11 protein-coding genes are annotated in these 12,106 nt (G+C 40.9%); 9 read left to right on the top strand and 2 right to left on the bottom strand.

The annotated features are described in order from the left end of the window. The first annotated feature begins 50 nt into the window (after positions 1-50). The 7 genes from B9Y67_RS07350 (at position 51) to B9Y67_RS07325 (ending at position 6,408) form a co-directional block, all read left to right on the top strand. Positions 51-749, top strand: a complete 699-nt coding sequence (locus tag B9Y67_RS07350) for an N-acetylmannosamine-6-phosphate 2-epimerase (protein WP_085506095.1) — start codon at positions 51-53, stop codon at positions 747-749. A gap of 13 nt (positions 750-762) precedes the next feature. Then, positions 763-1,632: an N-acetylneuraminate lyase gene (locus B9Y67_RS07345; protein ID WP_085506094.1), complete on the top strand. Its 870-nt coding sequence runs from the start codon at positions 763-765 to the stop codon at positions 1,630-1,632. Between the two features lie 136 nt (positions 1,633-1,768). Further along, positions 1,769-2,800 (top strand): sialic acid TRAP transporter substrate-binding protein SiaP, encoded by a 1,032-nt coding sequence (locus B9Y67_RS07340; protein ID WP_085506093.1) that lies wholly within the window; start codon positions 1,769-1,771, stop codon positions 2,798-2,800. Positions 2,801-2,826: 26 nt separating this feature from the next. Beyond that, on the top strand, positions 2,827-3,294 hold the full coding sequence (locus B9Y67_RS20975; protein WP_254901740.1) for a TRAP transporter small permease: 468 nt from the start codon (positions 2,827-2,829) through the stop codon (positions 3,292-3,294). Beyond that, positions 3,295-4,575 (top strand): TRAP transporter large permease, encoded by a 1,281-nt coding sequence (locus tag B9Y67_RS07335; RefSeq protein ID WP_303393601.1) that lies wholly within the window; start codon positions 3,295-3,297, stop codon positions 4,573-4,575. Between the two features lie 66 nt (positions 4,576-4,641). Beyond that, entirely contained in the window at positions 4,642-5,538 is an 897-nt protein-coding gene (locus B9Y67_RS07330; RefSeq protein ID WP_085506092.1) for an ROK family protein, read from the top strand. A 30-nt stretch (positions 5,539-5,568) separates the two neighbouring features. Further along, positions 5,569-6,408, top strand: a complete 840-nt coding sequence (locus B9Y67_RS07325; protein WP_085506091.1) for a MurR/RpiR family transcriptional regulator — start codon at positions 5,569-5,571, stop codon at positions 6,406-6,408. An 85-nt stretch (positions 6,409-6,493) separates the two neighbouring features. On the opposite strand, the gene B9Y67_RS07320 is transcribed toward B9Y67_RS07325, so the two are convergent. Then, entirely contained in the window at positions 6,494-8,155 is a 1,662-nt protein-coding gene (locus B9Y67_RS07320; RefSeq protein WP_085506090.1) for an amidohydrolase, read from the bottom strand. Positions 8,156-8,171: 16 nt separating this feature from the next. Then, positions 8,172-9,635 (bottom strand): sodium:solute symporter family protein, encoded by a 1,464-nt coding sequence (locus B9Y67_RS07315; RefSeq protein ID WP_085506089.1) that lies wholly within the window; start codon positions 9,633-9,635, stop codon positions 8,172-8,174. A 271-nt stretch (positions 9,636-9,906) separates the two neighbouring features. Here B9Y67_RS07315 and B9Y67_RS07310 point away from each other — a divergent pair, with 271 nt between their 5' ends. Continuing rightward, positions 9,907-11,127, top strand: coding sequence for a Zn-dependent hydrolase (locus B9Y67_RS07310; protein WP_085506088.1), 1,221 nt, complete (start codon positions 9,907-9,909; stop codon positions 11,125-11,127). 215 nt (positions 11,128-11,342) lie between these two features. Beyond that, positions 11,343-12,065, top strand: coding sequence for a GntR family transcriptional regulator (locus B9Y67_RS07305; RefSeq protein ID WP_085506087.1), 723 nt, complete (start codon positions 11,343-11,345; stop codon positions 12,063-12,065). Positions 12,066-12,106: the final 41 nt, after the last annotated feature.

The raw sequence follows: 12,106 nt of genomic DNA, 5'->3' as shown, positions 1-12,106 counted from the left end.
CGTTTTTAAAAAAAGACATTAGTATGGCAAATTAGGTAAGGGGATCATTTATGGATCTAGTAAAAAATTTAAAGTCAAAATTGATTGTATCCTGTCAGGCACTGGAAGGAGAACCGCTTCACGATCCGTACATCATGAGCAAGATGGCCTTAGCAGCAGCCCAAGGCGGGGCTGCAGGCATAAGGGCGAATACAGTAAGGGATATTCAGGCGATTAAGCAGGAGGTCGACCTTCCTATCATTGGGATTATCAAGAAGGATTACCCTGATAATGATGTAAGGATTACCCCGACCATTAAAGAGGTGAGGGAGCTTTACGAAGAAGGGTGTGACATCATTGCTTTCGACGCTACCTGCCGTAAGCGGCCGGATGAGCAAGGATTTACTGAGTTCTTTCAAAAAGTGAAAAAGGAATTTCCGCAACAGCTTTTTATGGCAGATGTATCTACGCCGGAAGAGGCAATGGTAGCAGAAAGAGCGGGCGTAAATATTGTTGCGACAACGCTTGCAGGATATACCGGCTATACGGAAGGTGTGGTTCCGCTACATGTCTTGGAGAAGGTAATGGGGCTTGTCTCTATTCCCGTAATAGCAGAGGGCAACTATGATACACCGGAAAAAGTGAAAAAAGCTTTAGAACTAGGTGCACATGCAGTGGTGGTGGGCAGTGCAATCACGAGGCCGCAATTGATTACTAAGAGATTTGCAGCAGCCATCGATCAAGTGAATGAATATGAATCTAGCAAATAATAGGGGGATAAGTATGAAAGGATTATTTTCAGCCTTAATGTGTTCCTTTGATGAACAAGGCAACATAAATGAGAAAGGCTTGCGAGAAATTGTCAGGTATAATATTGATGTTTCCAAAGTGGATGGTCTTTATGTAAATGGTAGTACCGGGGAGAACTTCCTGTTATCCACGGATCAAAAGAAACAGGTATTTGAAATTGTTAAGGATGAAGTTGGCAGCGAAGTGAAGCTTATTGGTCAAGTGGGCTCTTTGAATATCGATGAAGCAGTGGAACTGGCCCAGTTCACGACAGATTTGGGGTATGATGCAATTTCTGCTGTCACGCCATTTTATTATAAATTTGATTTTGCAGAGATCAAAGACTACTATCAGACAATTCTAGAAAGCGTTGATAACGATTTGATCATTTATTCCATCCCGGCATTGACAGGGGTCAATATGAACCTGGATCAATTTGCTGAGCTATTTGAACATGAAAAAATCATTGGCGTGAAATTCACAGCACCAGACTTCTTCCTGCTGGAGCGAATCAGGCACAAGTTTCCAGAGAAACTGATCTATTCTGGATTTGATGAAATGCTTCTGCCAGCAAGTGTATTAGATATCGATGGAGCTATTGGCAGTACATTCAATCTGAATGGACAACGGGCAAAGCAGATATTCGAATTGGCGCAAAGTGGTAAGAACCAAGAGGCGAGAGCAGTACAAGAAGTAACGAACGATCTAATTGCTGAAATCCTTGATAATGGACTCTATCAAACGATCAAAGAAGTACTAAAGTATAAAGGTGTGGACGCTGGATTCTGTCGAAAGCCGATGCGTGCACTAACGGAAATAGAAGTAACAAGAGCTAATGAAATTGCTGACAAGTATTTTAAATAAATTTCTTTTTTGATAGTTTATTTTCATAATAATTGTAATATTGACAACAAACTTTCATGGTGATATATTTTTACTAATAAATGAAAGCGTTTCAAACATGTGTGAGACATTATTTTAAAGGGAGAGGGGTTATTTTATGAAGAAACATATCATGAAGTTAGGCTTTTTGTTAGTTTTGGTATTCGCTTTAGCCGCTTGTTCTGGAGAAGATGAAACAAGTTCTGCAGGTGCTGACTCTTCATCTGATGAGGAAAACTTTGAGTTGAAGTTCGGAATGGTAGCCGGAACTGCTCAAAATGAATACAAGGCAGCTGAGGTACTTGCTGATTATGTTGATAAAGAAAGTGATGGACAACTGACCATTAACATTTATGCAGATTCTCAACTTGGAGATGACCGTGCAATGTTGGAGCAAGTAAGAGAAGATAGCTTAGACATTACACTTGCTGAAACAGGAAGGTTCGGGATATGGGTTCCTCGTGCCGAACTGATGGGTCTCCCATATATTGTCGATGACTTCGATCATTTAAAACGTGCTGTATATGAAACGGATTATGGTAAAGAACTTCATGAGGAGCTCGAGACAGACCACAACTGGATGGTTGCGGCAACTGCCTATAATGGTACACGCCAGACAACTTCCAACCGTGCAATAGAATCATTAAGTGACATGGAAGGATTGAAGCTCCGCGTCCCTGAAGCCGATACACTACTTGATTATGCTAAATTTACTGGTGCATCTCCTACCCCAATGGCATTTACAGAAGTTTACATGGCGCTTCAGACCAATTCTGTCGACGGCCAGGAGAATCCTCTTTCCACCATTGATGCACAAAAGTTCTATGAGGTACAGGATTACCTTGCTTTGACAAATCATGTGGTTAATGATGCCAATTATGTAGTAAGTAAAAAGACGTGGGACACATTACCTGAAGATCTTCAGACCATATTGCAAGATGGAATTGATAAAGCTGCCGAAGAACATACCAAGCTATTTGAAGAGGAAGAAGCAAGCTTGATTTCTAAGTTTGAAGAAGAAGGTGTAACAGTAACCGAGCCTGATTTAGAGGAGTTCAGAAATGCAGTCTCCGAAGCTTATCCTAAATACCTGGAAGATATTGAAGGCGATGGAGAGGACTACTTACAGCAGATTGAAGACGCACGGTAATTCAAACTCGATTTAGGGGAATGTTTATGAAAAAGTTCTTACGGAATCTTGAGGAGATTATTGGTGGATCGCTATTCATTGTCATATTAGTGGTGCTGGTCATCCAGATATTTTCACGACAGGTACTGGATAATCCGAATACGTGGTCTGAGCAGCTGGCAAGGTTTCTGTTTGTATATGTCGCCTACCTTGCCGTCTCCTCTGAGATTAAAAGTGATGGACATGTCAGAATCGAATACTTCTTTGACAAATTGCCAGTCAGCATACAGAATATTATCCATTATATCCTTCAAATTTTGATAGGAGCCATATTAATAGTAATGGCTTATATCGGATATGAAATGTCGATGCGTAAACTTCCTGTGGAGATCGTTTCCTTGAATATATCTTATGTATATATGTACATGGCGCTCCCGGTCTTATCCTTGCTTATGCTATATCGTTTGATTGAAAAAAACATCAAAGATATCAAGCGTAAGAAGGAGGTGGGATAAATGGATGTCTTTATGATTTTGTTATTATGGCTTGTCCTTTTATTCTTGGGAATGCCAGTAGGATTCACGTTGCTACTCGCGGCATTTGTTTATTTCCTCACCAATGACTGGAGCCTCGTATTTTTCACAGGTGCAAAATTGGTTGATAGTCTGGATACATTTTCGTTGCTTGCTGTACCATTCTTTATATTAACTGGAACATTGATGAACTCTTCTGGGATAACTGAGCGGATTTTCAGTTTTGCCAGATCGCTGGTAGGTCACTTCATGGGTGGACTGGGACATGTGAACATCATGGCGAGCCTTATGTTCTCCGGAATGTCCGGTTCAGCCCTTGCTGATGCCGGCGGGCTGGGGCAATTAGAAATCAAGTCGATGCGTGATGGAAAATATGATGATGATTACGCTGGAGGCCTTACAGCAGCTTCAGCAATCATTGGACCAATTATCCCTCCCAGTATTCCACTTATTATCTATGGTGTAGTTTCTGATCAATCCATTGCTGATTTATTTTTAGCTGGTGTTATTCCTGGTATTATCATGGCTGCCAGCTTGATGATGGTCGCTTATGCTTTTGCAAAGAAACGTGGATTTCCTAAAGAAGAAAAAGCTACCTTCAAAAAGCGAGCTTTTCACTTCAAAGAAGCGTTTTGGGCATTGATGACACCGGTTATCATCATTGGTGGTATCTTTTCTGGATTATTCACACCGACAGAAGCTGCTGTGGTAGCAACCGTTTATGCGATGATCCTGGGGTTCTTTTTATATCGAGAACTGACTTTGAAGAAGTTCTTTGATAATGTGGTTGATTCGTTAAAATTGACCGGGGTAGCTGTATTGATGATTATGGCTGTAGAATTCTTTGGCCAGATGATCGCACATGAACGAGTTGCCATGGAAATAGCAGACTTTTTCTTAAATGTAACAGAAAACCCAGTATTATTACTGTTAATGATTAATCTACTCTTGATCTTCTTGGGTACGTTTATCGAATCGTTGGCCTTGCTTATTTTATTGATACCGATTTTGGTGCCGGTTGTTGTAGCGGCTGGAGTCGATCCGGTTCACTTTGGAATTATTGTTATACTCAACCTAATGATCGGAATTCTGACCCCACCTATGGGAATGGCACTGTTTGTCGTGTCAAAAGTGGGTAATATACCTATTCATGTCATCACCAGGGGGGTCATTCCATTTTGGATTCCGTTGTTCGTTACATTGATTATCATAACGATATTTCCACAACTTGTACTATTTTTACCTAACTTGTTTAGCCCGTAATTTTAAAGAGAAAAGCCTGTGCGCAGGTTTTTCTCTTTTTAACTTGAATATAGAGGAGAAATAGCTATGTTGATTGCCGTATTTGATATAGGAGGAACATCGATAAAGTATGGTGTTGTGGATAGGAATGGCTCATTTATGGAAGAAGGTTCTTTTCCGACAGAAGCGAATCAAGGCGGAGAAGCAATTATAAAAAAAGTCATTACTAAAAGTCTGGAAATAAATAAAGCCTGGAATATAGATGGAATATCCATCAGTACGGCCGGTCAGATTGATGCGGTAAAAGGGGTAGTGGTACATGCTACGGATAATATCCCTGATTACACTGGAATGGGTATAGCGAATAGTATTGGGAATGCAACAGGGGTGAAGGTTAAAGTGGAAAATGACGTCAACTGTGCAGCGCTCGGAGAGTATTGGAAGGGAGCTGCAACGGATAAGAAAAACTTTTTATGTTTGACCATCGGTACGGGAATTGGCGGTTCGTTAATTTTAAATGGTCAATTATATTCAGGCTCCACTCATGCTGCCGGCGAAATCGGTCACCTCACTCTCTATCCCGGCGGCCAGGCTTGCACGTGTGGAAATTATGGCTGCCTCGAAAGATATGCTTCCAGTTCTGCACTGGAAAAGATGATAAATGAATCATTTGATAGTAAAGTAAAGGTTATAGAATTCTTTGAAAAATTGCGGTATGGTGATAAACAGAGTGAGGTAATTTTTAATCGCTGGCTGGATGATTTGACGACTGGCCTGAAGTCGGTTGTCCATGTTTTAAATCCAGAACTGATTGTCATCGGTGGCGGTGTTTCTGCGCAAGGTGAATTTCTTTTGAACCATATTAAACAATCGCTATTTAAAAAAGTGATGCCGAATCATCGAAGAAACCTGGATGTTCGGATAGCAGTTCATCAAAATAAAGCAAACCTTCTGGGAGCTGCTTACCATTATTTTGCTGATTGACCGCAAAGGAAGAAAGAGGGGGATTATTTTATGGAAAAGAACCGACTTAATGGTGTGAAACCCTCCATTTTAATGGAACAAAATAAGCCTAACTTTACAAAGTCAGAAAATAAAATATATCAGTATATCCAAGCAAACAGCCAGCAGGTTCTCTATCATTCATTAACGGAATTATCAGAGGCGAGCGGTGTGGCAGAGGCTACGGTCTTGCGTTTTTTTCGAAAGCTGGGATTTAAGGGATTTCAGGATTTCAAGTTTTTGTTCGCTCAGGAAGTGTCAGTGCAAGGCAAGGATGATAATGAAGCTACGTACGTAGAAAAAATCAAGAATAATATGGTACAGGCCATCGAGGATTCCTATGACCTGGTAGACCCGGACGTCTTACAGCAGTCTATCAGCACGATCCATGAGTCGAACGATGTTGTGGTATTCGGTGTAGGTTCATCTGGTATTGCCGCCCAGGATATGCAGACCCGACTTATGCGTATAGGTAAACATGTCGACGTTATAGCTGATCCACACTTTCAAGTGATGCGTGCTTCAACCATGAATGAAAATACGGTTGTAATCGCTATAAGCCTGACGGGGAGCACCAAAGATATTGTGGATAGTGTAGCTATTGCGAAGGAAAATAACGCGCAAGTCATTGCACTCACAAACTATATCAGATCCCCTCTCACGAAATTTGCGGATCACGTCTTACTATCATCATCAAAAGAGAGCCCATTGGACAGTGGGTCGCTAGTGGCTAAGATAACCCAGTTATTCTTAATCGATTTGATATGTACCGGACTAACGATTAAGAATTATGAGTACGCAGAAAAAGTGAAAATGGGGATTACGAAGAATACAGCCAGTAAGTTATACTAATTGAAAAATGAACCAAAAGGTCTGAAAGAGCAATTTCATCAGACCTTTTGGTTCATTTATTTTTTGAGCAGCTCAATCTTCCAGGCTATACAATACTTTTACATTTATCTGCCCAAACTGTTTTACCATCAATGATTGTATTCAGAATAGATATATTCTTTATTTCTTCTGGCCGACAGGTTAATGGGTCCTCTTCTAATACAACAAAATCAGCTTTTTTTCCAACTTCAATAGTACCTTTTTCGTCCTCTTCAAAGTTAAGCTCGGCCCCGTAAATGGTCATGGACTTTAATGCTGTTAGTACGTCGATTTTTTGATTTTCCCCCAGCACATTCCCTTTACTGGTTAGCCGGTTGACAGCCGCCCATACAGAAAATAAGGGGGAAATCGGAGTGATCGGACAATCAGAGTGGAGGGTGAATAATAAGTCCAACTCCTTAGCATCGGCCAGTGGGTTAATATGTGCTGCGCGTTCTGGTCCAAGGAAGATATCCCGGTGCCGTTCGCCCCAATAATAGACATGGTTAATAAAGAAAGAAGCCGCAATTCCATGTTCTTTCATTATTCGTAAATCTTCGGGAGCCGCTGTTTGCACATGCTCAATTCTGTGGCGGTGATCTTTTCTTGGTACCATATTTACGGCGTTCTTAATCGCATTGATGTTTGATTCGATTGCACGGTCGCCATTCCCATGAATAGCGATGCGAAAGCCTCTGTTATGAAGGTCTAACACTTCATTATTGAACGCTTCCTGTTCATGCAGTAAACCTCCTGATTCGAATGGTTTGCTATAGTATGGTTCTCTTAAAGCACCCGTATATCCTTGAATTGAGCCATCCTGAAACATCTTGGCGCTGTCCAAACGAGCTTTATAGTTTGTTTTTTTAGATATTTCCTCTTGTAATTCCTGAGCGTTATAATCAGCAAAGTCTCCCTCGTCCCCTAATAAATGATGCAACACCATTAACCTCATGGAAAGAGGGTTTTTACCTGATTGGATCGCAGCTAAGTGTGCATGTAATTCGCTTATACCTTTGTCTAACCCAACACCTGCGTCGGTACAAGTGGTAATACCTTGCGAAAGATAAATCTCGGCTGCTTTTCCGATACTATCTACACTTTCCTGTTCACTTAATACTGGCAACACCCGAAAGACCTTTTCTAAGGCAGGAATTTCATGGATGACTCCATTTAATTCTCCGGATTCATCACGGCCGAAGAATCCTCCATAAGGATCTGGGGTATCTGCTGTTATACCGGCTAAATCAAGAGCTTTTGAATTTATTACAGCAAAATGTCCGGAAATATGCCGGATAAACACAGGGTGATCTCTGGATACATCGTCCAAATCGAAAATAGTAGGATGCCTTCCTTCAGCCAGAAGCGTGTCATCGTAACCCCAGCCAATGATCCATTCTCCTGGTGGTGTATCATTTGTAGCTTCTTTGATTTTCTCTTTTATTTGTTCAATGCTTGTGGTGTGCGGGTAACGAAAATCAATGTAATTTAACAATTCGCCATACATTAACAAGTGGCTGTGCGTGTCAATGAAGCCAGGTAATAGGGTAGCACCTTGCAGATCCATTTTTTCGGTGCTTGCCGTTACCGTATATCCATGAGTATCCGGAATCGGATCAGCATCGACCTTTACAATTTTTCCGTTAGAAACAAGAAGAGATTTTGCCATGGTGTTCTGATAATCAAGGGTAATAATATTCGCGTTAGTAACGATTAAATCCAAATTCATATAAACTTACTCCTTTCTAACTGACTTGTGTATTATCTGAATCGCTGGAATTATCTATGTTTCTTTTGGCTGATGGGAGGTCTTCCCAAAATACAGCTCTGACGGTTTCATTGGGGGAATGGTTTGTCCATAAACTAACAATAACTAAAGTGGTAAACGAAACAATTAACCCTGGGATAACCTGGTCTACATTGGTTGGAAATAGCGGCCATAAAAGCGTGATCAAACATCCGGCAAACATACTCGAAACAACACCTTTGGTTGTCGTTCTTCTCCAAAGCATTATAGCCAGGAATGGAATTACTAGAGTTGTAGCGGAAATTCTTAATGCCCATTGATACATGGTGATAATATCTGTAAGTAAATAAGCGACAATCACGGAAAGTAACGAAATGATTACTACGCTTACCCGGGAGATAAACATCATTTGTTTATCAGTAGCCTTGGGATTAATTAGTCGATGATAGAGGTCCTGTGTAATATTGGAGCTTCCTTGCAGGATAAAAGAATCGGCCCCGGTCATCAAAGCAGATAATAGACCGATTATTACGAGACCCCCTAAAGCAGGAGGAAGCAGCTCGACTGTTACATAGGAAAAAATCAAATCTGGATGAATATCAGCGGGAACAAATTGTCTGGCAATGACCCCGATGCTGTATGGTAATACAGAAATGACCATGGCTATGGCGAAGCCGGTAAGCCCTGCTCGTATCGCTATTTTCTCGGTCTTAGAAGCGAAGATCCGCTGCCATGTCGATTGCCAAATCAAATAGAAAGGAGCCACTGTCAATGCAAACAGCAAAACTTCACTTAGTCCCTCTGCACCAGTAGGTGTTAAGTATTGGGAAGGAGTATTGGCAATGACATTGGAAAGGCCACCACCATAATTCAAAGCTGCAAAGGATAACAATATAATGCCAATAATTAAAATCACGCTCTGAATGGCATCCGTCACGATAGTCGCTACCAGCCCTCCAAGAATGGTAAAAGCTAATATTAAAATAAACGACATAGCGATTCCTATCGCTGGTTCGATATTGAAAACCATATTAAATACGGTACTCATGCCGACTATTTGTAGAGCAGTTGTGGGGACGGAATAAATAAAAGCAGAGAATATCGATGGCACAATTCCTGTTCTTGCACCGAATCGTTCCCCGAATAAATCTGCCATGGTATAAAGTTTTTGTCTTCGCAACGGTTTACTGAATAAGGCGACGAGTAACATGCTGGTCAGGTAAGCTGGTAGTGCAAACTTGAAAAATCCTGACATCCCTACAGTAAAACCCATTCCTATCCACCCTATAAAAACGGCAGCACCGGCATTTGTACTGATAATCGTACCAACGATGTTCCAGAATCCCATATTCCAGCCGGCAATCAAATAGGAATCTGCTGTTTTTACCTTGGTGAAATAATAGAATCCAAGGGCAAACATAAAAGTAAAATAGCCTAATATATAGGCCAGATACCAAGCCATAAATATATCCTCCATTCCTTTTTTAAAATAGACGAGGCAGAGTATAAGCTCGTCTTATTTAAAAATAGTAGTCTATGTAATCATAAAAGTAAAATATATTCGGAAAATTCCAACCATTGTTATTGTTGATTTTACTTATTAAAACTTTATATAAGTCTACGTAAACTACCAATATAACTGTATTCTTGTGCATTTCCTGAAAGGACGACTATTGGAAATAAAACGGAAGCGATTTATTCTAGGGATATATTATAGAAGGAGGAGATGCACAATGGTTTCCCTGCACCGGTTAAAGGAACGCATGGAAAAGATGAATGCTATTGGTAAAACGTTGGGAGGAGGGGTTAGCCGCCTGGCCTTGACTCGGGAAGATATGGAGGCACGACAATTACTTGTACACTGGATGGAAGAACTGGGACTTTCGGTTCGTGTAGATGACTTTGGAAATATTTATGGCATGTTGGCCGGAGTAGAAGAAGATTCGATTATCATGCTAGGATCACATTTGGATACGGTACCAAATGGAGGAAAATTCGATGGAACGTTAGGCGTCTTAGCAGCAGTTGAAGTGATAGAGTCACTGATTGAACAGGGAACAACATGTCGCAAATCCATTATGATTGTATCTTTCACCAATGAAGAGGGAGCGAGGTTTACCCCTCAGATGCTTGGAAGTGGTGCGGTGACAGGTAAATTCGCAAAAGAATATGTGTATCAACGGAAAGATAACAAAGGGAAAACCTTTAAAGAAGCACTGGATGCTATAGGATTTATGGGAGAGGAAAAACATAGAGCGAAGAATTTGGATGCTTTTGTTGAGTTGCATATCGAACAGGGACCAATATTAGGATCAGAACAAAAAAGCATCGGTGTAGTAGAAGGAGTGGCTGGTTTCTCCTGGTTGGAGGTTTGTATCGAAGGGGAAGCGGATCATGCCGGTTCTACCCCGATGTCTATGAGAAAGGATTCCCTGGTCACTGCTTCATCCATTATAAAGAAATTGAATGATTGGGGCAGGAGTCGTGATCAACTGACGGTTGTCACAGTAGGGGACATACAAACGAAACCAGGCATCATTAATGCTATCCCAGGCAGTACTTTATTCACCATTGACTTCCGCCATCCGAATAAAGGCGATTTATATGAGGGTTTAGATGAAATCAAACAGCTTATTCAGGAAGAAGTTACAGCAAACCACCTTACACTTACGTTGAATGAAATACGGACACAACCTCCGGTAGCATTTTCTCCCCTAATTGGTTCTATCATGGAAGCCCATTGCCGAGAGCTGGATATTCCTTATAGACGCATGAGCAGTGGGGCAGGACATGATGCTATGTATATGCAAGAGAGCACCGAAACCGGGATGTTATTTGTGCCCAGCATAAACGGAAAGAGCCATTGTGAAGAAGAAGAAACATTCTGGGAAGACATAGAACATGGGATAAACGTGCTTTTCCATGTCATACACAAGCTAGCAAATGCTCATTAAATTTTTCTATGATACTTATCACCTTTTTGAAGAATTTAATTTTTCTGAATTTATTGAAAACCATATGAGGATATGCTTATACTTGACTTGTAACCGATAAGTTAAGATTTGGTAACTAGTAAGGTTTATGAAGGAGGCTGATAGGTGTCAAAGAAGTATATCAAAGTAATAACTATTCTACATCATGAGTAATCAAGAAAAGTGAGGTCATGTACATGTTTTTAGATCAGTCGAACCCCGTTCCTCTTCATATTCAATTAAAAGAAATATTGGAGAAAAAGATATTTGATGGGGAGTATCAGGCTAAAGTTCCCAGTGAAAGAGAATTTATGGAGCAATTTTCGGTCAGTCGCAGTACTGTACGAGAAGCTATCAATTTGCTGGTGCGTGAAGGAGTACTGGAAAAAAAGCACGGGAAAGGTACATTTGTTTCTTTTAAGCCGATTCAAGATTGGCTGGGATCCTTAAGCAGTACAACCGAAACTATCCGTAATATGGGGATGAAACCAGGTGCAAAGCTGCTCGACCACGGAGTCATTGAGCCCGCCCCGGAAATTGTGGAGGCGACGGGGCTTGAAACGGCATACTTTATCAAACGTATCCGTTATGCCGATGACATTCCAATAGCGATCGAGAACCAATACTATCCCGTAGATATTGGTACCATGCTGGCAAACTATGACATTGATAAAGGAACCTTATATGATTTGTTGGAGAAAAAGCTGGGCATTCACTTTGCTGATGCCAAACAGAATATTTCAGGCGGATGTTTCCAGGAGGCCGATGCAGAACACTTAGGAATAACCTCCGATGTTTGTGCCTTAATGATTCACCGTATGATTTATGATCAGGAAGGAAGCCTGATTGAATATCAGGAAGGGTTTTATCGTTCTGATATGTACTCTTTTTCCATCAATTTATCCAGAAAAAACAGCTAAGGATATTTTATTCTTTTAACTGGTCCGAACCACCGGACGTC

Origin of the sequence: Thalassobacillus devorans (genome assembly GCF_900176565.1) — a bacterium.
Lineage (GTDB): Bacteria > Bacillota > Bacilli > Bacillales > Halobacillaceae > Thalassobacillus > Thalassobacillus devorans_A.
This window is presented reverse-complemented; position numbering and strand designations above follow the sequence as displayed.